The 24,967-nt window shown below is 70.8% G+C and carries 22 protein-coding genes and 5 tRNA genes; 11 read left to right on the forward strand and 16 right to left on the reverse strand.

The window, feature by feature from the left end:
- Nucleotides 1-145 precede the first annotated feature (145 nt).
- On the forward strand, nucleotides 146-802 hold the full coding sequence (gene cofC, locus ABT034_RS14655) for a 2-phospho-L-lactate guanylyltransferase (RefSeq protein ID WP_351215040.1): 657 nt from the start codon (nucleotides 146-148) through the stop codon (nucleotides 800-802).
- Nucleotides 803-812: 10 nt separating this feature from the next.
- Complete coding sequence (locus ABT034_RS14660; protein WP_351214933.1) at nucleotides 813-1,022, forward strand: hypothetical protein; 210 nt, start codon at nucleotides 813-815, stop codon at nucleotides 1,020-1,022.
- A 92-nt stretch (nucleotides 1,023-1,114) separates the two neighbouring features.
- Here the strand turns inward: ABT034_RS14660 and ABT034_RS14665 are convergent, their stop codons facing one another.
- From ABT034_RS14665 to leuC, 4 genes are all read right to left on the reverse strand, one after another.
- On the reverse strand, nucleotides 1,115-1,828 hold the full coding sequence (locus ABT034_RS14665; protein WP_351214935.1) for an HU family DNA-binding protein: 714 nt from the start codon (nucleotides 1,826-1,828) through the stop codon (nucleotides 1,115-1,117).
- A 143-nt stretch (nucleotides 1,829-1,971) separates the two neighbouring features.
- The gene (locus tag ABT034_RS14670) at nucleotides 1,972-2,199 is read right to left on the reverse strand and encodes an SCO5555 family protein (RefSeq protein ID WP_030206244.1); all 228 of its coding nucleotides are present in this window, start codon (nucleotides 2,197-2,199) and stop codon (nucleotides 1,972-1,974) included.
- Between the two features lie 104 nt (nucleotides 2,200-2,303).
- Nucleotides 2,304-2,897: a 3-isopropylmalate dehydratase small subunit gene (gene leuD / locus ABT034_RS14675; protein ID WP_351214937.1), complete on the reverse strand. Its 594-nt coding sequence runs from the start codon at nucleotides 2,895-2,897 to the stop codon at nucleotides 2,304-2,306.
- 6 nt (nucleotides 2,898-2,903) lie between these two features.
- Nucleotides 2,904-4,328 carry a 3-isopropylmalate dehydratase large subunit gene (gene leuC / locus ABT034_RS14680; protein ID WP_351214939.1) on the reverse strand — a complete coding sequence of 475 codons (1,425 nt, stop codon included), beginning with the start codon at nucleotides 4,326-4,328 and terminating at the stop codon, nucleotides 2,904-2,906.
- Nucleotides 4,329-4,468: 140 nt separating this feature from the next.
- On the opposite strand from leuC, the gene ndgR reads away from it, so the two are divergent.
- Entirely contained in the window at nucleotides 4,469-5,185 is a 717-nt protein-coding gene (gene ndgR / locus ABT034_RS14685; protein ID WP_015036427.1) for an IclR family transcriptional regulator NdgR, read from the forward strand.
- A 125-nt stretch (nucleotides 5,186-5,310) separates the two neighbouring features.
- Here the strand turns inward: ndgR and ABT034_RS14690 are convergent.
- From ABT034_RS14690 to ABT034_RS14730, 9 genes are all read right to left on the reverse strand, one after another.
- A tRNA-Glu gene (locus ABT034_RS14690) sits at nucleotides 5,311-5,383 on the reverse strand.
- 39 nt (nucleotides 5,384-5,422) lie between these two features.
- Nucleotides 5,423-5,494: transfer RNA gene (locus ABT034_RS14695), tRNA-Gln, on the reverse strand.
- A 14-nt stretch (nucleotides 5,495-5,508) separates the two neighbouring features.
- Nucleotides 5,509-5,581 (reverse strand) — tRNA-Glu (locus ABT034_RS14700).
- Between the two features lie 84 nt (nucleotides 5,582-5,665).
- A tRNA-Glu gene (locus tag ABT034_RS14705) sits at nucleotides 5,666-5,738 on the reverse strand.
- 43 nt (nucleotides 5,739-5,781) lie between these two features.
- Nucleotides 5,782-5,853: transfer RNA gene (locus ABT034_RS14710), tRNA-Gln, on the reverse strand.
- Between the two features lie 92 nt (nucleotides 5,854-5,945).
- Nucleotides 5,946-6,668 carry an HAD family hydrolase gene (locus ABT034_RS14715; RefSeq protein ID WP_351214942.1) on the reverse strand — a complete coding sequence of 241 codons (723 nt, stop codon included), beginning with the start codon at nucleotides 6,666-6,668 and terminating at the stop codon, nucleotides 5,946-5,948.
- 26 nt (nucleotides 6,669-6,694) lie between these two features.
- Entirely contained in the window at nucleotides 6,695-8,170 is a 1,476-nt protein-coding gene (gene gltX / locus ABT034_RS14720; RefSeq protein WP_351214944.1) for a glutamate--tRNA ligase, read from the reverse strand.
- Nucleotides 8,163-8,948, reverse strand: coding sequence for a fumarylacetoacetate hydrolase family protein (locus ABT034_RS14725; protein WP_351214946.1), 786 nt, complete (start codon nucleotides 8,946-8,948; stop codon nucleotides 8,163-8,165). The genes gltX and ABT034_RS14725 overlap by 8 nt, the downstream gene beginning before the upstream one ends.
- 81 nt (nucleotides 8,949-9,029) lie before the next feature.
- A complete protein-coding gene (locus ABT034_RS14730) occupies nucleotides 9,030-9,233 on the reverse strand; it encodes a hypothetical protein (protein ID WP_351214948.1) in 204 nt (67 codons plus the stop codon).
- 568 nt (nucleotides 9,234-9,801) lie between these two features.
- Here ABT034_RS14730 and ABT034_RS14735 point away from each other — a divergent pair.
- From ABT034_RS14735 to ABT034_RS14770, 8 genes are all read left to right on the forward strand, one after another.
- The gene (locus ABT034_RS14735; RefSeq protein WP_351214950.1) at nucleotides 9,802-13,677 is read left to right on the forward strand and encodes a sensor histidine kinase; all 3,876 of its coding nucleotides are present in this window, start codon (nucleotides 9,802-9,804) and stop codon (nucleotides 13,675-13,677) included.
- An 8-nt stretch (nucleotides 13,678-13,685) separates the two neighbouring features.
- A complete protein-coding gene (locus ABT034_RS14740) occupies nucleotides 13,686-14,099 on the forward strand; it encodes a roadblock/LC7 domain-containing protein (RefSeq protein WP_030496942.1) in 414 nt (137 codons plus the stop codon).
- 158 nt (nucleotides 14,100-14,257) lie between these two features.
- Nucleotides 14,258-14,662 (forward strand): DUF742 domain-containing protein, encoded by a 405-nt coding sequence (locus ABT034_RS14745; protein WP_024756254.1) that lies wholly within the window; start codon nucleotides 14,258-14,260, stop codon nucleotides 14,660-14,662.
- Nucleotides 14,643-15,224, forward strand: coding sequence for a GTP-binding protein (locus tag ABT034_RS14750; protein ID WP_351214952.1), 582 nt, complete (start codon nucleotides 14,643-14,645; stop codon nucleotides 15,222-15,224). The genes ABT034_RS14745 and ABT034_RS14750 overlap by 20 nt, the downstream gene beginning before the upstream one ends.
- A gap of 339 nt (nucleotides 15,225-15,563) precedes the next feature.
- Complete coding sequence (locus ABT034_RS14755) at nucleotides 15,564-18,857, forward strand: sensor histidine kinase (protein WP_351214954.1); 3,294 nt, start codon at nucleotides 15,564-15,566, stop codon at nucleotides 18,855-18,857.
- 7 nt (nucleotides 18,858-18,864) lie between these two features.
- Entirely contained in the window at nucleotides 18,865-19,278 is a 414-nt protein-coding gene (locus ABT034_RS14760) for a roadblock/LC7 domain-containing protein (RefSeq protein ID WP_026057603.1), read from the forward strand.
- Nucleotides 19,279-19,370: 92 nt separating this feature from the next.
- Nucleotides 19,371-19,925 carry a DUF742 domain-containing protein gene (locus tag ABT034_RS14765; protein ID WP_351215042.1) on the forward strand — a complete coding sequence of 185 codons (555 nt, stop codon included), beginning with the start codon at nucleotides 19,371-19,373 and terminating at the stop codon, nucleotides 19,923-19,925.
- Nucleotides 19,906-20,487 (forward strand): GTP-binding protein, encoded by a 582-nt coding sequence (locus ABT034_RS14770; protein WP_015036414.1) that lies wholly within the window; start codon nucleotides 19,906-19,908, stop codon nucleotides 20,485-20,487. Before ABT034_RS14765 ends, ABT034_RS14770 begins: the two co-directional genes overlap by 20 nt.
- A gap of 65 nt (nucleotides 20,488-20,552) precedes the next feature.
- Here the strand turns inward: ABT034_RS14770 and ABT034_RS14775 are convergent, their stop codons facing one another.
- The 3 genes from ABT034_RS14775 to ABT034_RS14785 all read right to left on the reverse strand — a co-directional run bounded on the left by ABT034_RS14775 (nucleotide 20,553) and on the right by ABT034_RS14785 (nucleotide 24,847).
- On the reverse strand, nucleotides 20,553-20,747 hold the full coding sequence (locus ABT034_RS14775) for an acyl-CoA carboxylase subunit epsilon (protein ID WP_351214956.1): 195 nt from the start codon (nucleotides 20,745-20,747) through the stop codon (nucleotides 20,553-20,555).
- A 14-nt stretch (nucleotides 20,748-20,761) separates the two neighbouring features.
- Complete coding sequence (locus ABT034_RS14780; RefSeq protein WP_351214958.1) at nucleotides 20,762-22,345, reverse strand: acyl-CoA carboxylase subunit beta; 1,584 nt, start codon at nucleotides 22,343-22,345, stop codon at nucleotides 20,762-20,764.
- A 165-nt stretch (nucleotides 22,346-22,510) separates the two neighbouring features.
- The gene (locus tag ABT034_RS14785; protein WP_351215044.1) at nucleotides 22,511-24,847 is read right to left on the reverse strand and encodes a polysaccharide lyase 8 family protein; all 2,337 of its coding nucleotides are present in this window, start codon (nucleotides 24,845-24,847) and stop codon (nucleotides 22,511-22,513) included.
- Nucleotides 24,848-24,967: the final 120 nt, after the last annotated feature.

A 24,967-nucleotide genomic window follows, 5' to 3' on the forward strand; every position in this document is an offset into this window, starting at 1 on the left:
GACAGGCTGGCAGGGGGTCAAGTGTCGCCCCGTGCTCCTGGTCTGTCGAGTGACACCGTACGCCCCGGGCCCTCCGGGAGAACGCGTGGGCGGGACAGAATGACCCCCGATGAACTCGACGCACCCGAGGCACGCGAGGCACCCGATGCACCCCCTGCACACGGACGCGGAGGACGGCTGGTCCCTGGTCGTCCCCCTGAAGCCCCTTGCCCTGGCGAAGAGCAGGCTGGCCGCCGCGGCCGGGGCCCGGCTGCGCCCCCGGCTCGCGCTGGCGTTCGCGGAGGACACCGTGGGGGCGGTGCTGAACTGCGCGCGCGTACGGGATGTGGTGGTCGTCACGGACGATCCCACGGCCTCCTCGGTCCTCGCCGCCCTGGGTGCGCGGGTCGTGCCGGACTCCCCGGCGGCGGGGCTCAACGCGGCGCTCGCGCACGGGGTCCGTGCCGTGCGGTCCGGGCGGCCGTACGCGCGCGTGGCGGCGCTCAACGCGGATCTGCCGGCGCTGCGGCCGGAGGAACTGGCCCGGGTGCTCGACGTGGCCCGGAAATTTCCGAGGGCATTTCTCGCGGATGCCGCCGAAATAGGTACGACATTCCTCTCGGCGGCTCCGGGGGTGGAATTGGAACCGGCATTCGGGGGTCCGTCGAGGCTCCGGCATTTGTCTTCGGGGGCGGTGGAAATCACGCTGGCCGGGGTGGATTCCGTACGCCGGGACGTGGACACCGGCGAGGATCTGGCGGCGGCGGGGGCGCTGGGGCTCGGCCCGCGGACGGCCGCCCGGTGGCTGCCGGCGGCCGGATAGGCTGCGGTCCATGCAGGCGACCGCGTTCACGTACGACCCCGAGACCCGCAGCGGCAGTGTGCTGCTCGACGACGGCACTCCCGTGGAGTTCGGGGCGGAGGCCTTCGACGTGGGAGGGCTGCGGTTGCTGCGGCCGGGGCAGCGGGTGCGGATCGAGGTCGAGCCCGGCACGTCCGGGGCCGGCGCGCGGATCACCCTGGTGACGCTGCAGACCTTCTGAGCGGGACTCCACCGCAGGCGTCGGGCGCACGGACGCGCCGCGGGCCGGGCTCCCTGGGGGGAGCCCGGCCCGGCGGGTGTCTACCGCTCGTCCTACTTCTTGGCGGCGGTCTTCTTGGCGGTCGTCTTGCGCGCCGTCGTCTTCTTGGCGGGCGCCTTCGTCGCCGTGGCCTTCTTCGCAGCCGGCGCGGTCTTCTTGGCCGCGGCCTTGGTCGCCTTCTTGGCGGCGGCGGCCGTGGTGGCCTTCTTCGCGGCGCCGTTCGCGGTCTTCTTCGCCGCGGGGGTGGACGTCTTCTTGGCGGGGGTCGCCTTCTTGGCGGCCGCCGTGGTGGTGGTCTTCTTCGCGGGGGTCGCCTTCTTCGCGGCCGCCGCGGTGGTGGTCTTCCTCGCCGGGGTCGCCTTCTTGGCGGCGGCCTTCTTGGCGGTGGTGGCCTTCTTCGCCGCGGCCTTCTTCACGGTCGCGGAGGCGCCACCGGTGAGGCTGCCCTTCGGGGCCTTCTTGACGGAGACCTCGCCTCCCTTGGGGAGCTTCTTCGAGCCGCTGACCAGGTCCTTGAAGCCCTGACCGGCACGGAAGCGGGGGACCGAGGTCTTCTTGACCCGCACCCGCTCACCCGTCTGCGGGTTGCGGGCGTAGCGGGCCGGGCGGTCGACCTTCTCGAACGAGCCGAAACCCGTCACAGAGACCCGGTCGCCACCGACCACGGCACGCACGATGGCGTCGAGCACGTGGTCGACGGCTTCGGCGGCCTGCTGGCGACCGCCCATCTTGTCGGCAATCGCTTCTACGAGCTGCGCCTTGTTCACGTCTTCCCCTTCGGAGACATTGCCAGAACGAAAGTGTTCAAGCTTTTTCGCACGTTAGGCATGTATATACCGCAAATCAAACACGAAACGGTCTAATCACCCTAGTGCCGCAACGCGGAAGATCCGCTGCGGAGTTCCTGGTGTCAGTCGTCCTCTGGGAATCGGCCCTCGTCGAGGTCCTTCATCAACCGGTCCAGACGCGCTGCCGCGTCCTTGAGATCGTGCTTCGCCGCGGCCGTCACGACCAGCAGCTTCCGGGACAGCGCCATCCTTACGCCCTCCGGGACTTGCAGTGAGCGCACTCTTGTGTGCGCTTCCTTCAATCGGGCTGCGACTGCCTCGTAGAGCTCGAGTTGGCTGTCGCGTTCCATGCACCGATTGTGCCATCTAGGGCGAGTTGTCGCCCGACAGGGTCCCAACAAGCGACTGCGCCCCCCACCGGGCGGTGGGGGGCGCAGTCTTGGAAAAGCGCTGCTCAGGCCGTAATTGTACGGGGCTTGAAGGCCGGTCGTGACGCCTCGTAGGCCGCGATGTCGGCTTCGTTCTGAAGGGTGAGGCTGATGTCGTCGAGGCCGTTCAGGAGCCGCCAGCGGGCGTTCTCGTCGAGCTCGAAGTCGGCGTCGATCCCGGCGGCCAGGACCTTGCGCCGCTCCAGGTCGACGGTGACCTCGGCGGTCGGGTCGGCCTCGGTCAGCTCCCAGAGCGCGTCCACCGTCTCCTGCGGCAGGACCACGGTCAGCAGGCCGTTCTTCAGCGAGTTGCCGCGGAAGATGTCGGCGAAGCGGGCGGAGATGACCGCCTGGAAGCCGTAGTTCTGGAGCGCCCAGACGGCGTGCTCACGGGAGGAGCCGGTACCGAAGTCGGGGCCGGCGACCAGGACCGAGGCACCCTGCCGCTCGGGGCGGTTGAGGATGAACTCGGAGTCCTTGCGCCAGGCCTCGAAGAGGCCGTCCTCGAAGCCGTCGCGGGTGACCTTCTTGAGCCAGTGCGCCGGGATGATCTGGTCGGTGTCGACGTTGCTGCGGCGCAGCGGGACGGCCCGGCCGGTGTGCGTGGTGAAAGCTTCCATGGTTCCTCAGACCCCCGCGGTGGTGGCGACGTCGGACAGATCGGCCGGGGAGGCCAGATGGCCCAGGACGGCGGTGGCGGCGGCGACCTGGGGAGAGACCAGGTGGGTCCGGCCGCCCTTGCCCTGCCGGCCCTCGAAGTTGCGGTTGGAGGTGGACGCGGAGCGCTCACCGGGCGCCAGTTGGTCGGGGTTCATGCCCAGACACATCGAGCAGCCCGCGTGCCGCCATTCGGCGCCGGCCTCCTTGAAGACCTTGTCCAGGCCCTCCTCGACGGCCTGCAGGGCGACCCGGACGGAGCCGGGGACGACCAGCATGCGGACGCCGTCGGCGACCTGGCGGCCCTGCAGCAGACCGGCGGCGTTGCGCAGGTCCTCGATGCGGCCGTTGGTGCAGGAGCCTACGAAGACGGTGTCGACCTTGATGTCGCGCAGCGGCTGCCCGGCGGTCAACCCCATGTACTCCAGGGCCTTTTCGGCGGCGAGGCGCTCCGAAGCGTCTTCGTACGAAGCCGGGTCGGGGACGTTCGACGAAAGCGGCGCGCCCTGGCCGGGGTTGGTGCCCCAGGTGACGAACGGCGCCAGGGAGGCGGCGTCGATGACGACCTCGGCGTCGAAGACCGCGTCCTCGTCGGACCTCAGGGTGCTCCAGTACGCGACGGCGGCGTCCCAGTCCTCGCCCTCGGGGGCGTGGTCGCGGCCCTTGAGGTAGTCGAAGGTGGTCGCGTCGGGGGCGATCATGCCCGCGCGGGCGCCGGCCTCGATCGACATGTTGCAGATGGTCATCCGGGCCTCCATCGAGAGCTTCTCGATGGCGGAGCCGCGGTACTCCAGGATGTAGCCCTGGCCGCCGCCGGTGCCGATCTTGGCGATGATCGCCAGGATCAGGTCCTTGGCGGTGACGTCCTCGGGCAGCTCGCCGTCGATGGTGATGGCCATGGTCTTCGGGCGGGCCAGCGGGAGCGTCTGGGTGGCGAGCACGTGCTCGACCTGGCTGGTGCCGATGCCGAAGGCGAGCGCGCCGAAGGCGCCGTGCGTGGAGGTGTGCGAGTCGCCGCAGACCACGGTGGTGCCGGGCTGGGTCAGGCCCAGCTGCGGTCCCACGACGTGGACGACGCCCTGCTCGACGTCGCCCAGCGGGTGCAGCCGGACGCCGAAGTCGGCACAGTTCTTACGGAGGGTCTCCAGCTGTGCGCGGGAGACGGGGTCCGCGATGGGCTTGTCGATGTCGAGGGTCGGGGTGTTGTGGTCCTCGGTGGCGATGGTGAGGTCGAGGCGCCGCACCTGCCGGCCGTTCTGGCGCAGGCCGTCGAAGGCCTGGGGGCTGGTCACCTCGTGCAGCAGGTGCAGATCGATGAAGAGGAGGTCGGGCTCGCCCTCGGCGCGCCGGACGACGTGGTCGTCCCAGACCTTCTCCGCGAGTGTCCTACCCATCGCTTTCCCTCCGGCCGACGTCTACGCCGGCACAACTAGAGACCCGTTTCGCGGGCCGTTGTGCGGCCGCCTCACCAGAGTGACAAGTTCCTCGGGAAATTGAACTTGCGTTTCACAGAGTGAGACGTGAATATCGTTGCATGGACAACTCTAGCGGCGTAGGCGTTCTCGACAAGGCAGCCCTTGTCCTGAGCGCCCTGGAGTCCGGTCCGGCCACCCTCGCAGGACTGGTCGCGGCGACGGGACTCGCACGACCCACGGCACATCGTCTCGCCGTGGCACTGGAACACCACCGGATGGTGGCGCGTGACATGCAGGGCCGGTTCATCCTCGGACCGCGCCTGGCGGAGCTCGCCGCCGCGGCCGGCGAGGACCGCCTGCTCGCGACCGCGGGCCCGGTTCTGACGCATCTGCGCGATGTCACCGGCGAGAGCGCCCAGCTCTACCGCCGCCAGGGCGACATGCGCATCTGCGTTGCGGCGGCCGAGCGTCTCTCGGGCCTGCGGGACACCGTCCCGGTCGGCTCGACGCTGACGATGAAGGCGGGCTCCTCGGCGCAGATCCTGATGGCCTGGGAGGAGCCCGAGCGGCTGCACCGCGGCCTCCAGGGCGCCCGCTTCACGGCGACGGCCCTGTCGGGCGTACGGCGCCGCGGCTGGGCCCAGTCGATCGGCGAGCGGGAGCCCGGCGTCGCGTCCGTCTCCGCGCCCGTACGCGGCCCGTCGAACCGGGTGGTGGCCGCCGTGTCGGTGTCCGGCCCGATCGAGCGGCTGACGCGCCACCCGGGCCGTATGCACGCCCAGGCGGTCATCGACGCGGCCGCCCGTCTGTCCGAGGCCCTCCGCCGCACCGGCTGACGCTCTCCTTCTGTTCCGTTCGTCCCGGCCCACCGCTTCAACGCCGCAGCGGTGGGCCGGAGTTGTGCGTCCTGAGCCGGACAGCGAAGAAGCCCTCCCCCGAAGGGAAGGGCTTCTTCGTCTTGTACCCCCGACCGGATTCGAACCGGCGCTACCGCCTTGAGAGGGCGGCGTGCTAGGCCGCTACACAACGGGGGCCCTGCGGATCAGATCCGCGGTGCAGATGAGCTCTGCGAGCTGGCCTACCTGGACTCGAACCAAGAATGACGGTACCAGAAACCGTAGTGTTGCCAATTACACCATAGGCCATGGTGGTTACACCGTACCCCCGACCGGATTCGAACCGGCGCTACCGCCTTGAGAGGGCGGCGTGCTAGGCCGCTACACAACGGGGGCCCTAGCGATCCCACCCGGTCGTGACCGGGTGATGTCACCGCAGATCCACCGGGAGCTACCCAAGTGATCTACAGGATGGATCTGTACCCCCGACCGGATTCGAACCGGCGCTACTGCCTTGAGAGGGCAGCGTGCTAGGCCGCTACACAACGGGGGCTTTGCGGATGCGATCCGCGTACGATGCAGATGAGCTCTGCGAGCTGGCCTACCTGGACTCGAACCAAGACTAACGGAACCAGAAACCGTCGTGCTGCCAATTACACCATAGGCCACCGGGGCAACTTCCCCCCGAGGGGGATCTTGCTCGGTTTGCGCTTTCCGGGTTCTTGCCTTTCGGCTTGTTCCCCTCGGCGCAGGAAGAACATTACCCGAAGGTGGACGGTGCTCCAAAACGGGTATCCCCGCTGAGCAGGTCCGGAAGCTGGCGGAGATCCGTGATCCGGTCCAGCTCGGGCCGGCCGCCCGTGCCGGCGCGGTCCAGCCAGATGCCCCGCAGCCCCGCCTCCACGGCGCCGCGGGCGTCGGTGTCGGGCTGGTCCCCCACGTACGCCACCTCGCCCGGCCGCAGGTCGAGGGCCGTACAGGCGGCGTGGAAGGCCTCGGGGGACGGTTTGGCCACGCCGAGTTCCGCGGCGCAGAGGACGGCCTCGAAGCGGTCCCGTACGCCCAGGACGCGGAGCTTGCGGTCCTGGTTGTGCAGGCTGCTGTTCGACAGGATCCCGTGCCGGTACTCGTCGGCCAGGAGGTCCAGGACGGGCACGGTGTCGGGGAAGAGCTCCCAGGCCGCCTCGTAGTGGGTGACGTACCGCTCGAACCAGGCGTCGGCCTGGGCCGCGGTGAGGCCGGGCGCCGTCAGGAAGTCCCGGACCCGCTCCCTGCGCTGCTCCTGGAAGTCGACCCCGCCGGCCTCGAAGCGGCGCCAGTGGACCGCGGTCAGCTCCCGCCAACGGCGGAGGGCCTGGTCGACGGAGTCGAATCCGTCCACCAGGCCCTCGGCCGTCAGGTGCGCGCTCATGCCGATGTGGTCGGCGCGGGCGTAGTCGAAGATCGTGTCGTCGACGTCCCAGAGCACCGCGCGGATGGCCATGGACCGACCGTACCGCGCGGAGGCGGTCAGCCGGCGAGCTTCGCCAGGGCCGCGTCGATGCGGGTCAGGGTCTTCTCCTTGCCCAGGATCTCCAGGGACTCGAAGAGGGGCAGGCCGACCGTGCGGCCGGTGACCGCGACGCGGACCGGGGCCTGGGCCTTGCCGAGCTTGAGGCCGTGGGCCTCGCCGGCGACCAGGACCGCGTTCTTGAGGGACTCGGGGTCGCTCCAGTCGGCGTCGACGAGCTTCTCGCGGGCGGTGGTGAGGAGGGCCGCGGGCTCGCCCTTCATCGCCTTGTCCCACGAGGGCTGGTCGGAGACCGGCTCCGGCAGGAAGAGGAAGTCGACGTTGGCCGTGATGTCCGAGAGGACGGTGATGCGCGTCTGGGCGTGCGGCGCGATGGCCTCCCAGGCGGCGCGGTCGAAGTCCTCGGGCGCCCAGTTGGCGTGCGGGGCGCGCAGCCAGGGCTCGCAGGCCTCGGCGAAGGTCTTCACGTCGAGCATGCGGATGTGGTCCGCGTTGATCGACTCGGCCTTCTTGAGGTCGAAGCGCGCCGGGTTGGCGTTGACGTCGGCGATGTCGAACTTCGACACCATCTGCTCGATGGTGAAGATGTCCTGGTCCGCCGAGAACGACCAGCCCAGGAGGGACAGGTAGTTCAGCAGGCCCTCGCGGAGGAAGCCGCGCTCCCGGTAGAGGTTGAGGGAGGCCTCGGGGTCGCGCTTGGAGAGCTTCTTGTTGCCCTCGCCCATCACGTACGGCAGGTGGCCGAAGGCGGGGATCTCCTTGGCGACGCCCAGCTCGATCAGTGCCTTGTAGAGCGCGATCTGGCGCGGGGTGGAGGAGAGCAGGTCCTCGCCGCGCAGGACGTGGGTGATCTCCATCAGGGCGTCGTCGACCGGGTTGACCAGGGTGTACAGCGGGGCGCCGTTGGCGCGCACGATGCCGTAGTCCGGGACGTTGTCCGGGGTGAAGGTGAGCTCGCCGCGGACCAGGTCCGTGAAGGTGATCGGCTCGTCCGGCATCTTGAAGCGGACGATGGAGTCGCGGCCCTCGGCGCGGTAGCGCTCGATGCGCTCGGCGCTCAGATTGCGGCAGGTGCCGTCGTAGCCGGACGGCTTGCCGGCCAGGCGGGCGGCGTCGCGGCGGGCCTCGAGCTCCACGGCGGTGCAGAAGCAGTGGTACGCGTAGCCGCCGGCGAGCAGCTTCTCGGCGACGTCCTTGTAGATGTCCATCCGCTGCGACTGGCGGTACGGCGCGTGGGGGCCGCCGACCTCCGGGCCCTCGTCCCAGTCGAGGCCGAGCCACTTCAGGGAGTCGAGCAGCTGCTCGTACGACTCCTCGGAGTCGCGCGCCGCGTCGGTGTCCTCGATGCGGAAGACCATGGTGCCCTCGTTGTGCCGGGCGAAGGCCCAGTTGAAGAGGGCGGTGCGGACCAGGCCCACGTGGGGGTTGCCGGTCGGCGAGGGACAGAAACGGACGCGGATGTTCGCGTTAGCCACGCTTGATCACCCTATTGGTGAGAGTGCCGATGCCTTCGATGGTGACGGCGACCTCGTCGCCGACGTTGAGGGGGCCGACCCCGGCGGGGGTGCCGGTGAGGATGACGTCTCCGGGGAGCAGCGTCATGGCCTCGGTGATGTGGACGACCAGGTCCTCGATGGAGCGGATCATGTCGCTCGTCCGACCCAGCTGGCGCTGTTCGCCGTTGACCGTGGCCTGGATGGTCAGGTCGCTCGGGTCGAGGTCCGTCTCCACCCAGGGGCCGAGCGGGCAGGAGGTGTCGAAGCCCTTGGCGCGGGCCCACTGCTTCTCGCGCTCCTGCGCGTCGCGGGCGGTGACGTCGTTGGCGCAGGTGTAGCCGAAGATGACGTCCTTCACCCGCTCGCGGGGCACCTCGCGGCACATGCGGCCGATCACCACGGCCAGTTCGGCCTCGTGGTGCAGCTCGTTCGAGAAGGAGGGGTACTCGATCGCGTCGCCGGAGCCGATCACCGAGGTGGTGGGCTTGAAGAAGGCGACGGGGACGTCCGGGACCTCGTGACCGAGTTCGGCGGCGTGCTCCGCGTAGTTGCGGCCGATGGCCACGACCTTGTTGGGGAGCACGGGCGGCAGGAGCCGTACCTTGCTCAGCGGGACCTTGGTGCCGCTGAGCTCGAAGTCGGTGTACGGGATGCCCTTGATGATGTCGAGGACGAGGCCGCCGGACTCGACGGTTCCCTCGCCCTCGACGGCGCCGAAGGCCACATTGCCGTCGATGGAGAATCTGGCGATGCGCACGAGTGCTGTCGCCCCTCACTTGGTGCTGGCTGGAGTCTGACGCTCCAGGCTAACGCGGCGCGGGGCGGCCGATCCGCGTGGTCAGCGGGACGCGGCGGCGTACGGCTCGGGCTGGTACGGGGCCGGGGGCTGCATGAGGATGGTGCGGCGCGGGTTCGCGGTCCGCGGGGGCAGCTCGGCCGCGTACTCCGGCTGGGCGACCCGGCCGAGGTCTGCGGCGTCCGAGAGGTGGACGAGGGTGGAACGGCGGGGGTTGGCCGTGGTGCCGGGCGTCGTCGTCTTCATCGCGGTGATCTGACCTTGTTCCGGAACGGGCGCCGCATGCGGGCGCGTGAGGGTGTAAAGCGTCAGGCTAAACATGCGATTCCCTTCGAATGCATGGCTAAGACATCGATTCTCGTGTGAGTTTGCTCACCACCAGCGCTACATTTGGGGCATTACGGACTGCTGCCCACGGTCACGGAAAGGGACATTCCGCCACTGAATGCGCTATTCCGCTCCTGATCATCTCGACTGGGACACACGGGCGCGCACAGTCATTGGAGGGGAAAAGTCCGAATCCTCCGTGATCATCTTCTACATGCGGTGACACTGTGCGCACGGGTTGTCATGACGCTCCCGGCGCGACACGCGGCTCTTGTTGGAGATCCGGCACTGTGCTGGAATTCCACGCACCGCCGCGGGTTTCAAGCCGGCGCGCAGGGGGCGCAACGCAGCGCCGGCCGAGTGGCGGGGAAGGGGGAAGCTGCGCCGGTCACCGACGACCACCTGGGGTGCTCCACACACCCCGAACGACGCCGACACCGTCCTCCGTTCATCCGGAAGGACGCCTGGTCCAGAGGTTGCGACGCTAGTGCAGGGACGTTTCAAGAGGGATGGCTCGGGGTCTCCCCAGGCCCGCAAGGGCCGTGCGGATGCTCCGGCGGAGCAGGAACCGCGTGCCGGGACCGACCGCGGTCCCTCGGCCTCGCGCACCCCGAACCAGGGTCAGGGACCGTCCGGCGAGGGCGGTGAAGGCGGCAGGCGCACGAGCGCCGCGGCCGCTTCCGCCGAGCCGTCCGAGGCAACCCCCAAGGCCCGGGCCGAGAACGAGGTCGGCCCCCGAATAGCCCTGCGCAACTGGCGCATCTCCACGCGCCTGGTCGCGCTCCTCACCCTCCCCGTGGTCGCCGCGACCACCCTGGGCGGCATCCGCATCAGCGAGTCGCTCCAGGACATGGAGCAGCTCGACCACATGCAGCTGCTCACCAAGCTGACCCGGGAGGCGACCGACCTCGCGCAGGCCCTGCAGGCCGAGCGCGACCTGTCCGCGGGCCCCCTGGTCAACGGCCGGCCGGTCAGCGACTACCAGGTCTCCAACCCGCGCCGGAAGACGGACCTCGAGTACAAGGCCTTCCTCGAGGCCACCGAGGACATCCCGGCCACCGAGGGCGACGAGGCGCTGCGCAGCATCCGCCAGAACGTCAACGGGATCGCCTCGCAGGTCATCCAGCTCAACACCATCCGGGGCAACGCCTACGAGAAGGGCGTCTCCCACTCGGTGACGGTCGAGGCGTACAGCCGCCTCATCCGCTCGCTGCTCAGCCTGTCCCAGGACATGGCGCAGGCGACCAGTAACCCCGAGATGATCAAGCGGACCCGTGCGCTCGCCGCGTTCTCGTCCGCCAAGGAGTACGCCTCCATCCAGCAGGCGATCATCGCGGCGGCGCTGCCCGCGAGCGACCGGACCCCCGGCAGGATCCAGCAGGGCGACCGCCTCTACGGCGAGGCCGCGCTGAACTCCGAGGGCGACGAGCTCAAGTCCTTCCAGGCGATCTACGAGTCGACGGGTGGTGACGCCACCGAGCGGACGGCGTCCCTGAACACCGGCAACCCCTCGATCGCCGCCGCCGAGAAGTACGCCGAGCGCGTCCTCAACATGGACGACGCCATGCAGAGCGGCACCCGGCGCGGCCACCTGAACTTCACCGACGAGTACGGCACCAAGATCACCGCCATGAACCGCATCGAGCGCGGTCTGCTCGGCGACATGGAGACCATGGCCCGTGAGCTGCGGCAGGAGTCGCAGCGCGAGGCCATCATCAACGGTGCGCTGATCCTCCTCGTCCTCGGCGTCTCGCTCATCGGCGCCTTCGTCGTGGCCCGCTCCATGATCCGCTCGCTGCGCCGGCTCCAGGACACCGCGACCAAGGTCGCCCAGGACCGGCTGCCGGAGCTCGTCAAGCAGCTGTCCGAGTCCGACCCGCAGGACGTCGACACCTCCGTCGAGTCCGTCGGTGTGCACTCCCGTGACGAGATCGGCCAGGTGGCCGCGGCCTTCGACGACGTGCACCGCGAGGCCGTCCGCCTCGCCGCCGAGCAGGCCCTCCTCCGGGGCAACGTCAACGCGATGTTCACCAACCTCTCGCGCCGCTCCCAGGGCCTCATCCAGCGCCAGCTCTCGCTCATCTCCGAGCTGGAGTCCCGCGAGGCCGACCCGGACCAGCTGTCCTCGCTGTTCAAGCTCGACCACCTCGCGACGCGTATGCGCCGTAACGGTGAGAACCTCCTCGTCCTCGCCGGTGAGGAGCCGGGCCGACGCTGGACCCGCCCGGTCCCACTGGTCGACGTCCTGCGTGCCGCCGCCTCCGAGGTGGAGCAGTACGAGCGCATCGAGCTGGCCGCGGTCCCCGCGACCGAGGTCGCGGGCCGCGTCGTCAACGACCTCGTACACCTCCTCGCCGAGCTGCTCGAGAACGCCACCTCGTTCTCCTCCCCGCAGACCAAGGTCCGGGTCACCGGCCACGCGCTGCCCGACGGCCGGGTGCTCGTCGAGATCCACGACACCGGCATCGGCCTCTCCCCCGAGGACCTCGCCGCGATCAACGAGCGGCTCGCCTCGCCGCCCACCGTGGACGTCTCGGTCTCCCGCCGCATGGGCCTCTTCGTGGTCGGCCGCCTGTCCCTGCGACACGGCATCCGCATCCAGCTGCGCCCCTCCGACTCGGGCGGCACCACCGCGCTCGTCATGCTGCCGGTCGACGTCGCCCAGGGCGGCAAGAAGCCCATGCCGAAGCCGGGCGCCGGCGGCCAGGGCGCGATGCCCCAGGGTGCCTCCGCTCCGGGCGGCCGGCTCCCCGGCGGTCCCGGCGCGGCCGGCGGCCCCGGCGGCGGACGTCCGGGCCAGGGCGGCGGGCCGTCGTCAACGGCCGGCCGGATCGGCACCGGAGCCCCGCGCGGCCAGGTCGGTACGAGCGGTCCCCGGGCCGCGCTGCCCGCCCGTGACGGCGCTCCGCTCACGGGTGGCCCGCAGGGCGCCCCGCAGTCGCGTACCCCGCAGCCGCAGAACGCCCAGCTCGACCAGACCGGCCAGCTGCCGCAGATCCCCCCGGCCCCGCAGGCCCCCCAGGCCCCGCAGAGCCGCGATCCGCTGCGCCCCGGCGGCGGGCTCATCGGCGGCGCCGCGAGCGCCATCCCCTCCCGTACCGACGTGTGGGGCAACACCGGCGGCCCGCAGGCCGGACCGGGCGCGCCGCAGCACGCGCCCCAGGGCGGCAACCAGCCCGGCGGGTACGACTCCCCGCGCGCCGAGCTGCCGGGGGGCAACCCCCAGGCGCAGCGCCCGCAGGCCGCGAGCTGGGGCAACGACCCGGCGCAGCAGCCGCCGCGGCGCCCGCGCCAGGAGATGTCCCCGCTGGACGCCCCGCGCGGTCACGAGGAGCCGGACGCGTCGGGCCTGTTCGGGGCTGCGGCGGCCCCCCAGGGCCCCGGTTCCACGGGCCAGTTCCCCCGCCCCGACTTCGGCGCGCCGCAGCAGCAGCCGCAGGGCCGCCAGCAGCAGGCCCCGCAGGCGTACCAGGGCGGTGTCCAGGACCCCGCGTCGACGGCGCAGTTCCCGCGCCCGGACTTCGACGCGCCGCAGGGCCCCGGCTCCACGGGCCAGTTCCCGCGCCCGGACCTCGGCGCCCCGCAGGGTCCGGGTTCCACCGGCCAGTTCCCGCGCCCGGACTTCGGCGCGCCGCAGCAGCAGCCGCTGCAGGGGCGGCCCCCGCAGGCCGCGCAGCAGCAGGCTCCGCAGCAGCAGTACCAGGGCGGCCAGCAGCAGCAGTTCGGCCGGCAGCCCTTCGTACCGCAGGCGCAGCAGCAGGCCCAGGCGCCGCAGCAGCAGGCCCCGCGTCAGCGCGACGGCGGCGACTTCGGCGCTCCGCGCCCGGGTTCCGAGCCGGTCCAGCAGCAGCCGCAGCCGCGTCAGCCGCAGCTCCAGCAGCCGCGCCGTCCGGAGGCCCTGCCGCCGGCGAGCGGTGCGGGCGACGGCCGTACGCCGCTGTACGACACGCTGGAGACCAACTGGCACCAGCAGCAGGGGCAGGCTCCCGGCGCACCGCAGCCGTCCGCCCCGGCGCCCCGGCAGACCGGTGACCCGGCCGCCGACGCCGGCCGGCAGAACGGCGGGGGCGCCTGGCGGACCTCGCCCAACGACGAGCTGGTGCGCCAGGCCGAGCGGGTGCGCAAGCCCGCGGCCGGCGGAGTCACCACCTCCGGTCTTCCTCGGCGCGTGCCGAAGGCCAACCTCGTGCCCGGGACCGCACAGGAGCAGGCCCACACGGCCGGCCCCCAGGTCTCGCGCGCACCCGACGACGTCCGCGGCCGGCTGACCAATCTGCGCCGCGGCATCCAGCAGGGCCGACAAGCGGGCAACTCGACCACGGGTAGCATCCACCTCGGTCCGAACCATCAGCAGGAGCGTTAGTGAACGCGATGAGCCAGGCGGCGCAGAACCTGAACTGGTTGATCACCAACTTCGTGGACAACACCCCTGGGGTGTCGCACACGGTGGTGGTCTCCGCCGACGGACTCCTGCTCGCCATGTCCGAAGGATTCCCCCGTGACCGCGCCGACCAGCTGGCGGCGGTCGCGTCCGGACTGACCTCGCTGACCGCGGGCGCGTCCCGGATCTTCGAGGGGGGCCCCGTCGCGCAGACGGTCGTGGAGATGGAGCGCGGTTTCCTCTTCCTCATGTCCGTCTCCGACGGGTCCTCGCTGGCCGTGCTCGCCCACCCCGAGTGCGACATCGGCCTCGTGGGCTACGAGATGGCGCTGCTGGTCGACCGGGCCGGCAGCGTCCTCACCCCGGACCTCCGCGCGGAGCTCCAGGGCAGCCTGCTCCACTAGCCGGTACCGCCCCCGGACAACCCCACCGCACGACCGACCGACAGGGCGGTACGCCCCTCCGTACCGCCCTGGGCACCGTTCACCGTCCGGCCGCCCCACCCGGCCCCCCACCGGCCCCATCAGACGGCAGAAGTCTTGCTGTCACGCCCGGAGGATTCATGACCCCGCCCCCCGCCTCTCACGATCCGTACGGCGCCTCAGTCGACGAGTACGGGTACGAGGGCGACCAGCCGCTGGTGCGTCCGTACGCGATGACCGGCGGCCGGACCCGGCCGCGCTACCAGCTCGCCATCGAGGCACTGGTCAGCACCACGGCCGACCCGGCGCATCTCGCCACACTGCTCCCCGAGCACCAGCGGATCTGCCACCTGTGCCGTGAGGTGAAGTCGGTGGCCGAGGTGTCGGCGCTGCTGTCGATGCCTCTCGGTGTCGCTCGCATCCTCGTCGCCGACCTGGCGGAGGCCGGCATGGTGGCGATCCACCAGCCGGGCAACGGAGAGACCGGCGGTACGCCGGACGTGACACTGCTCGAAAGGGTGCTCAGTGGACTTCGCAAGCTCTAGCGGCGGCGCGGCCCGTTCAACCACCAGCGCGAAGATCGTGGTGGCGGGTGGCTTCGGCGTGGGCAAGACCACGTTCGTCGGCGCCGTCTCGGAGATCGACCCGCTGCGTACCGAGGCGGTGATGACGTCGGCTTCGGCGGGCATCGACGACCTCACGCACACCGGTGGCAAGACGACGACGACCGTCGCCATGGACTTCGGCCGCATCACCCTGGACCAGGACCTGATCCTGTACCTGTTCGGTACGCCGGGGCAGGACCGTTTCTGGTTCATGTGGGACGACCTGGTGCGCGGCGCGATCGGCGCCGTGGTCCTGGTCGACACCCGTCGCCTGGCCGACTGCTTCCCGGCCGTCGACTACTTCGAGAACAGCGGCCTGCCGTTCGTCGTCGCCCTCAACGGCTTCGACGGATACCAGCCGTACCAGCCCGAGGAGGTCCGCGAGGCCCTCCAGATCGGGCCGGACACCCCCATCATCGTCACCGACGCCCGTCACCGCTCCGACGCCAAGAGCGCGCTCATCACGCTCGTCGAGCACGCTCTGATGGCCCGGCTCAAGTAGCGGATCGGTCAGGGCGGTTGTCATATGCCGCTGCCAGGGGCGGTCTGTGTCCTTCGACACGGCCGCCCGTGCGTTCATAACGTTTCGACAGAGAATTGGAGCGCTCCGGACACACGACGCATCCGATCGGTGTCACTGCGCTCACATGAGCCCCGCCATTTGGCGGGGCTCGCTCTTTATGCCCGTTTTATGCGAGGTCTGGACCGCGGGAGGCGGCCGTATCCCACTGTTTGGAACGGACCCCCTTCACGTGCTGCAATTCATGAACTCCCGAGTAGTACGGCCCTGAACGAAACACCGGCACAACGTAGGTGCCGACGCCGAGAGGTTGTTGGTCGAGTGAGGCGAAGCAAGGAAAGCTCCGCGGAGCAGGACACGCGGGGCACGCGGGGCAACTTCACGCCGCCGCCGCGCTATGCCGTGTCGCCCGCGGACATGCCCGTGACACCGCCGCCCTCCGCGGCCGCGGGCAAGGGAAGCTCCAGCAAGCTGTCGCCCCGTAACTGGCGGGTGCCCACCCGTCTGAACGCGATCCTCCTCATACCCGTGCTCGTCGGCCTCGTCATGGGCGGCTTCCAGGTCAAGGGAGCGATCGACACCTGGCAGGAGGCGCAGGACGCCGAGAAGACGGCGCTCATCGTGCGCGCCGCCTCGGAGTACAGCACCGCCCTGCTCAACGAGCGGGACCTCACCGCGGCCCCGCTGCTGAGCGGGAAGGGCCGCGACAGCGACGAGGTGAAGCAGGCGTACGCCGCGACCGACGCCGCCCGGCTGAAGTTCGACGAGGCCGCCGAGAACCTGCCTTCGGGTCAGGGCCTCGAGCGCCGCATCAAGCTCTTCAAGGACGAGGAGCCGAAGCTCGAGGCGCTGCGCAAGGCCGCGTACACCCGCTCCCTCGACCCGGTGAACACCCAGCTCGGGTACACCGGCGTCCAGCACTACCTCACCGAGTTCTCCAACGAGCTCGGTCTCGGCACCGGCAACGTCACGGCCTACGGCCGCAGCGTCTACGCCATCCAGCTGGCCAAGGGCGCCGAGTCCCTCCAGCGCTCGATCGGCACCCAGCTCCTGGTCCGGCCCAGCCAGACCGAGGCCGTCTTCGCCCAGCAGTCCGTGGCGTTCAACTCGTACAACTACCTGGAGCAGATCGCCCTCGGCGAGTTCGCCTCCGGCGGTATGCCCGAGGACGTCGAGCTGCTCAAGAAGGTCATGGCCGGCAAGGCCGCCGAGGGCGCCAAGCAGATGCGGGCCGCCGGCGTCGAGCTGCCCAAGGGCAAGGACGGCTCCGTCTACTCCGGCGCGGCCTCCGCGATCGGCACCGCCAAGAACCCCGAGGGTCTCGCGGCCCTCAAGTCGAAGGGCATCACGGCCGAGTCCTGGATGGCCGTCGCCACCGCCAAGTTCGACGGCTACTCCGAGGTCGAGAAGGCCCTCGTCGACAAGGCCGTGAACGAGGCCGTGAAGATCTCCGACGAGGCCAAGACGGACGCCTGGGTCATCGGTGGCATCGTCGTCGTCGCCCTGCTCGCCGCCTTCATCCTGGCCGGGATGATGGCCCGCCAGATGAGCCGCTCGATGCAGCAGCTGCGCACCGCCGCCTTCGGCATCGCCGAGCAGCGCCTGCCGATGCTGGTCGACCAGCTCTCCCGTACCGAGCCGGGCCGCGTCGACACCCGCGTCCAGCCGATCCCGATCGACTCGCAGGACGAGATCGGCGAGGTCGCCCGCGCCTTCGACCAGGTGCACCGCGAGGCCGTCCGGCTCGCCGCCGAGCAGGCCATGCTCCGGGGCAACGTCAACGCGATCTTCACCAACCTCTCGCGCCGCAACCAGTCCCTGATCGAGGGCCAGCTGACCCTCATCACGGACCTGGAGAACAACGAGGCCGACCCGGACCAGCTGGAGAACCTCTTCAAGCTGGACCACCTGGCCACCCGTATGCGCCGCAACGGCGAGAACCTCCTCGTCCTCGCCGGCGAGGAGCCCGGCCGCCGCTGGGACCAGCCGGTCCCGCTGGTCGACGTCATGCGCGCCGCCTCCTCCGAGGTGGAGCAGTACGAGCGCATCGAGCTCGCGGGCGTCCCGGAGGCCGAGATCCACGGCCAGGCCGTGACCGACCTCGTGCACCTGCTCGCCGAGCTCCTGGAGAACGCGACCACGTTCTCCTCGCCGCAGACCAAGGTCCGCGTCACCGCGACCCGTCTCCCCGACGGCCGTGTGATGGTCGAGATCCACGACAAGGGCATCGGCCTCACCGCCGAGGACTTCGCGGACATCAACCACAAGCTGGCCAACCCGCCGACCGTCGACGCGGCCGTCTCGCAGCGCATGGGCCTGTTCGTGGTCGGCCGCCTCGCCGACCGCCACAGCATCCGGGTCCAGCTGCGGCCCTCGGGCGAGCAGGCCGGTACGACCTCGCTCGTCATGCTGCCGGACGCGATCACCCACGGTGGTGGTGGCGAGCAGCCGATGCAGGACGACTTCACGGTCTCGCAGATCATTCCGCAGCAGCAGCAGAACGCCTTCGAGGCCGCTCCGCAGCAGCAGCAGATGCTGACCGCCGCCGACCTCGGCTTCGACGACTCGCGCTACGACCAGCCGGCCGAGGAGGAGCGCCCGCTCGACCCGGTCGACCGCTCGCTGAAGCGCGAGGGGCGGCGTGCCGCCCTCGAGGCCCAGGCGCAGGGCGGCGACCGGCCGCTCTTCCGCGACGAGGCGGAGCAGGCGGAGCAGCCGCAGCAGGCCGACGCCTACGGGCACCAGGACCAGAGGTACGCCCAAGGCCAGGAGTACGGGCAGCAGCAGGCGCAGGAGTACGCGTCGGAGCAGTACGCCCCGGCGCAGGAGTACGGACAGCAGCAGCCGCAGCAGGCGCAGGGGTACGGCCAGGAGTACGGGGCCGGATTCCCGCAGCAGGAGGGCTACGCGTACCCGGAGCAGGGGTACGAGACCTACCAGCAGCCCGGCTATGCGGAAGCCTCGTACGAGGCCCCGGAAGCCGAACACCAGCAGTACGGCAATACGTTCGACCCCCAGGCCCAGCAGGCTGAGTGGCAGGATCAGAACGCCTACGGCGGTGGCTGGCAGCAGCAGTACGGAGCGGAAGCGGAATCTGCTCCGGCCGCTCCCGAACAGGCCCCCGAGCGCGTAGGCTTCGACCGTCCGGGTCCGACCCCGAGTGCCGCCCCGGATGCCGGTCACGCGCTGACCGACGCCGGACTGCCGCGCCGCGGCAGCGTCGCCTCGCAGGGCCAGCAGGCGCCGCAGCAGCGGGCACCGCAGCAGGCGAAGCCCGCGCAGCCGGCGCAGGAGCAGCAGCAGAACGAAGCCGATGGCACCGACGACTGGCGCTCGACCAACGACGAGCGCTGGCAGCGGGCCGGGAAGCTCAAGGACCCGAAGGCCGGCGGGGTCACCTCGTCCGGTCTCCCCCGCCGGGTCCCGAAGGCCAACCTGGTCGAGGGCACGGCTGAGCAGACCCCGCAGGGCGGCCCCCAGGTCTCCCGCGCCCCCGAGGACGTACGGGGCAGGTTGAGCAACCTGCGCCGGGGTGTCCAGCAGGGACGCAGCGCGGGAACGGACACGAACGGATCGGGCCTCGGCCCGGGCAGTACCTACAACCAGGAGCGTTAGTGTGAGCATGAGCCAGGCGGCGCAGAATCTGAACTGGTTGATCACCAACTTCGTGGACAACACCCCTGGGGTGTCGCACACGGTGGTGGTCTCCGCCGACGGACTCCTGCTGGCGATGTCCGAGGGTTTCCCCCGTGACCGCGCCGACCAGCTGGCGGCCGTCGCCTCCGGACTGACCTCGCTGACCGCGGGCGCGTCCCGGATCTTCGAGGGCGGTGCGGTCAACCAGACCGTGGTGGAGATGGAGCGCGGCTTCCTCTTCATCATGTCGATCTCGGACGGCTCCTCGCTGGCCGTGCTCGCCCACCCCGAGGCCGACATCGGTCTCGTGGGCTACGAGATGGCCCTGCTCGTGGACCGCGCGGGCACCGTACTGACTCCTGACCTCCGGGCGGAGCTTCAGGGAAGTCTTCTCAACTAACAGACAGACAGTGCGTTTCGTGCCACCGCACCGTAGGGTGCGGTGTCGCGGTTCCACGGGACATGGACCGCGAGGCAGTCGAGGAGGAGAACGTGGGAACACCACCGGGCGCGAGCCCCTACAACGGTTATGACGCGCACCAGGCGCCGCTCGGCGACCCCGCGTCGCAGAACCGGTTCAACTTTCCCTCCACGCCGAGCAGACAGGGCGCCGCGCAGCCCTATCGGCAGCCTCAGGCGCCGTCCGCGGCCGCGCACGGCGCCTCGCGCGCTCCGTCCGCCGCCGGTTCCAGCAGCTCGGGCGGGCACAACCCGCTGGTGCGTCCGTACGCGATGACCGGCGGCCGGACCCGGCCGCGCTACCAGCTCGCCATCGAGGCGCTGGTGAGCACGACGGCCGATCCGGCCCGGTTGCAGGGGCAGTTGCCCGAGCACCAGCGGATCTGCCGGCTGTGCATCGAGATCAAGTCGGTAGCGGAGATCTCGGCCCTTCTCTCCATCCCCCTCGGCGTCGCCCGGATCCTCGTCGCCGACCTGGCGGAGGCCGGACTCGTCGCCATCCACCAGCCAGGCGGCGACGAGGCCGCCGGCGGCCAGCCAGCCGTGACACTGCTCGAAAGGGTGCTCAGTGGACTTCGCAAGCTCTAGCGGCGGTGCAGCCCGCTCAACCACCAGCGCGAAGATCGTGGTGGCGGGCGGCTTCGGCGTGGGCAAGACCACGTTCGTCGGCGCCGTCTCGGAGATCAACCCGCTGCGTACCGAGGCGGTGATGACCTCGGCGTCCGCGGGCATCGACGACCTCACGCACACCGGCGACAAGACGACGACGACCGTCGCCATGGACTTCGGCCGCATCACCCTCGACCAGGACCTGATCCTGTACCTGTTCGGCACCCCCGGGCAGGACCGCTTCTGGTTCATGTGGGACGACCTGGTGCGCGGCGCCATCGGCGCCGTCGTCCTCGTCGACACCCGGCGTCTCGCCGACTGCTTCCCGGCCGTCGACTACTTCGAGAACAGCGGTCTGCCCTTCGTCATCGCCCTCAACGGCTTCGACGGAAACCAGCCCTACCAGCCCGAGGAAGTCCGCGAGGCCCTCCAGATCGGCCCCGACACCCCCATCATCACCACCGACGCCCGCCACCGCGCCGACGCCAAGAGCGCCCTCATCACGCTCGTCGAGCACGCCCTCATGGCCCGACTGCGGTAAGTCCCGGCAGTACGCCGAAGGCCCCCGCTCCTGATGGAGCGGGGGCCTTCGGCGTTCGGGCGCGGTCAGCGCCAGCTGTGCGGCGCGCGGAAGCCGTGCTCGCGCTCCAGACGGCGCCAGCCGGCCGTGGTGCGGCCGTGGTGGTCCGTCTGCTCGGGCTGGGCGGCCGCGCGGGCGAGCAGCACCGCCGTGATGGCGGCGAGCTCCTCGGGGCCGGCGTGGCCCTTCTCGACGCGGAGAAGGTTGGCAGGGGTGGTCACGTGGATGACTCCTCTTACTGAGGCGGGTTGCCGTGCTTGCGGGACGGCAGGTCGGCGTGCTTGGTGCGGAGCATCGCGAGGGACCTGATGAGCACGTGGCGGGTTTCGGCGGGGTCGATGACGTCGTCGACCAGGCCGCGCTCGGCCGCGTAGTACGGGTGCATCAGTTCCGCCTTGTACTCCTTGACCATGCGGGTCCGCATGGCCTCGGGGTCCTCGGCCTCCGCGATCTGCTTGCGGAAGATCACGTTGGCGGCGCCCTCGGCGCCCATGACCGCGATTTCGTTGGTGGGCCAGGCGTACGTCAGGTCGGCGCCGATGGACTGGGAGTCCATGACGATGTACGCGCCGCCGTAGGCCTTGCGCAGGATCAGGGAGATCCGGGGCACGGTCGCGTTGCAGTACGCGTAGAGCAGCTTGGCGCCGTGCCTGATGATTCCACCGTGCTCCTGGTCGACGCCCGGGAGGAAGCCGGGTACGTCCAGAAGAGTGATGATCGGAATATTGAAGGCATCGCACATCTGTACGAAGCGGGCGGCCTTCTCGGACGCCTCGATGTCGAGGACACCGGCCAGCGTCTGGGGCTGGTTGGCGACGAGGCCGACGACCTGGCCGTCGAGCCGGGCCAGGGCGCAGATGATGTTGCGGGCCCAGCGCTCGTGGATCTCCAGGTAGTCGCCGTCGTCGACGAGCTCCTCGATGACCTTGTGCATGTCGTACGGGCGGTTGCCGTCGGCCGGCACCAGGTCGAGCAGGACGTCGGAGCGGCGGTCCGCCGGGTCCTCGGAGGCGACGGTCGGCGGGTTCTCGCGGTTGTTCTGCGGGAGCATCGACAGGAGGTAGCGGACCTCCGCGATGCAGGTCTCCTCGTCGTCGTACGCGAAGTGGGAGACGCCGGAGACTCCCGCGTGGACGTCGGCGCCGCCGAGGCCGTTCTGGGTGATCTCCTCGCCGGTGACCGCCTTGACGACGTCCGGTCCGGTGATGAACATCTGCGAGGTCTCACGGACCATGAACACGAAGTCCGTCAGGGCGGGCGAGTAGGCGGCGCCGCCGGCGCACGGGCCGAGCATCACCGAGATCTGCGGGATGACGCCCGAGGCGCGCGTGTTGCGCTGGAAGATGCCGCCGTACCCGGCGAGCGCCGAGACGCCCTCCTGGATACGGGCGCCCGCGCCGTCGTTGAGGGAGACCAGCGGGGCACCGGCCGCGATGGCCATGTCCATGATCTTGTGGATCTTCGTCGCGTGCGCCTCGCCGAGGGCGCCGCCGAAGATCCGGAAGTCGTGGGCGTACACGAAGACCGTCCGGCCCTCGACCGTGCCCCAGCCGGTGATCACACCGTCGGTGTACGGCTTCTTCGCCTCGAGGCCGAAGCCCTGCGCGCGGTGTCGGCGCAGCTGCTCGACCTCGTTGAAGGAACCAGGGTCGAGCAGCAGCTCGATGCGCTCGCGCGCGGTCAGCTTGCCCTTCGCGTGCTGGGCCTCGGTCGCCCGCTCACTCGGGCCGCGGAGGGCCTGCTCGCGCAGGACGTGCAGCTCGGCCACGCGGCCACGGGCGTCAGCGGGCTCGCTCGGGATCTGGTCCACAACGGTCATGTACCGACCCTACGAAGCCGGACAAGAAAACCCCGCCGTCCACTCCGTACAGTCTCCCGTGTCGAATCCTGGTGGGGCTGGACAGAACCGTCACCTGTCCAGCCCGAGTCAACAGTCAGGTACCCCTCGTGTTTGTAGGGGTTCGACATAGACCTCGGTCTCGGCCTAGAGCAGGACCTCGCACCGGTGGGTGGCGCCCGCCGTACCGGGAGTGACCCGCAGCCGCAGCGAACGGCCGGTTCCGAGCACCTCCACCGAGGGGTCGTGCGCGAGCACCCGGCGGACCGGCCCGTTCCAGACCAGTTCGAGCGGCTGCCCGGTGCGGAGCGGTTCGGAGACCCTCAGATCGAGCACGGAGCGGCGGCGCCGGACGAGGACGCTCGCCGGAGCGGTGGCCGTGAGGAGTCCCACCGTACCGGCCTGCCAGAAGTTCGCGGCGGTGAGTCCGAGTGACGGGACGGCGATCGCCTGCCGCTCGGCGGTGTTGTCGAGAACGCGCAGCCAGCCCGGATCGGCGGCCCGGGCCGCGAGCGTGCGCCGGGAGGCGCCCGGCATCAGGAGGTACGCGTACGAGGCCGCGACCGGGTCCGTGCCGTGGTCGAGCCAGAGGGTCTGGTAGCGGCGGGTGCGGCGCTCGGTGGAGCTGGTGGTGTTGATGTCGCTCCAGGCGCCGGTGCGGTCCTCGCGGAGGGTGCGGAGGTTTCCGGTGCCCTGCGGGGCGTGCGGGAAGACCCAGCCGCCGTGGCCCTCCAGGTGCGCCCAGCGCTCGCCGGTGGTGAGGGCCTGGGTGCCGCCCTCCCCCAGGAGCCGGTTGTCCACGACCGTCTCGACGGGCACGCCGTCGGTCGCGGTGATCCCGGCGCCGAGGCAGATGACCGCGTCCGCCGCGCAGAACCAGGACTTGCGGGCCTCCAGGGTGGAGCCGAGGCCCTTCAGGTGCTGGCCGACGGCCGCGTACTCGCCGTCGGTGGCCCCGCCGACCCAGCGGACGGCCGGCTTGGGCGCGCCCCACTCGCCGCCCGCCCGGTCGGCGAGGCGCTTGGTGGAGACGGTGGTGCCGGGGAGGCGGTACGGGTCGACGGTGGGCCAGAACCAGTCGGTGTACTGGTCCCCGAGGGCCGGGGTCCACCAGGAGAGCATTCCGGCGCCGGTGTGCCAACCGCGCGGGTTCTCGCCGTTGCCGCACTCGTAGTACGAGATCCGGTCCGAGGCCATGGCGATGTTGGCGGCCCAGCCGGGCCGGCGGTGGACGGCCCGGTCCATGGCGGTGAAGAGGCGGTGGCCGGTGGGTTCGGGGGCGGCCGGGGCGGGGGCGGCGGCCACGGCGTGCAGCCGGGCGAGGTCGGCGACGCCGAACTGGCGGGCGGCCAGGATCGGGGAGACGGTGTCGCGCTCGATCCAGCCCTTCACGCGCGCGTGCCAGCGGTCCCGCTCTGCGGCGGAGGCCCCGCCCGCGAGGAGGGCGATGGCGGCGATGACGCCCTGGCCGTGGAAGTGGTCGGAGCGCATGATCCGGCGGTCGTCGTTCTTGAGGTAACCGCGGCTGATGGCGCGGCCGTTGACGCTGTCCATCATCAGGCCGTCGTAGATGAGGGGCGCGTACGCCTTCTCGACGCTGTCGAGGACGATCTGCCGGTTCGGGTCGGTGACGGCCCAGGTGGATCCCGCGAGGAGGGAGAACAGCTTCCCCAGGCCGTCGAGCATGACCTGCCCGTAGGTGCCGGAGTAGGCGACCCAGGTGTGCTGGACGAAGGAGCCGTCGGCGTAGAGGCCGTCGCCCTTCGTGACGTACGGGAAGACGGGCGAGAGGGCGTCGCGGGCGAGGGTGATCTTGGCGGGGTCGGCGCCGAGGACTCCGCGCAGGGCGACCGAGCGGCACAGGTCGACGCGGTTGGCACCGGTGGAGGTGCCGGTGTACTTCTCCAGGACCGCGTCGGGGACGAAGTGGTCGACGGCGGCGCAGGCGGCGGCGATCCGCTCGGCGCCGAGGTGGGGGTGGAGCGCGGCCGTGATGTCCATGAGGAGGCGGGGGCTGCCGATCTGCCACTCCCACCAGTTGCCGTAGCGCGGGGCGCCGGCCTTGTAGACGGTGGCGGAGAGGTGGTCGAGGCCGCGCAGGACGTCGGCGAGCAGGCCCGCGTCGCCGGTGAGTCCGGTGCCGGGCTGTACGTACGCCTGGGTCATGGTCCACAGGCGGCTGTAGCTCTGCGAGACGCCGGCCGGCGGGTCGAAGGGGGCGTCGGGCCAGAGGGAGCCGGCGGCGGGGGCCATGGCCGAGCGGAAGGTACGCGCGAGCGTGCCCGTCTCGGCGAGGCGGGAGGCGTAGGGCTCGGCCCCCGCGTCGAAGCCGGAGCCGAGCTGGAGGTCGAGCCAGCGGAGCCGTAGCGCCTCGAACTCGGTGGCGGCCGTGTCCGCCGCGTGGGCGGCGGGCAGCGGCAGCGCGAGGACGGCGGCCGTGGTGGTCGCGGCGGTCAGGAAGGTGCGGCGGGACCAGTGGGGCAGGGGCACGGGAGCCTCCCGGGGGGAAGTGGTGGAGACAGGTGGGGCCTGGTGTAACACCGCGTCTCCGACGCAATCAATGAGCACGGCGACACCGGGTGGAAGCGCTTTCCACCGGGTGCC

The organism is Streptomyces sp. NPDC002773, assembly GCF_040295605.1.
Classification (GTDB): domain Bacteria; phylum Actinomycetota; class Actinomycetes; order Streptomycetales; family Streptomycetaceae; genus Streptomyces.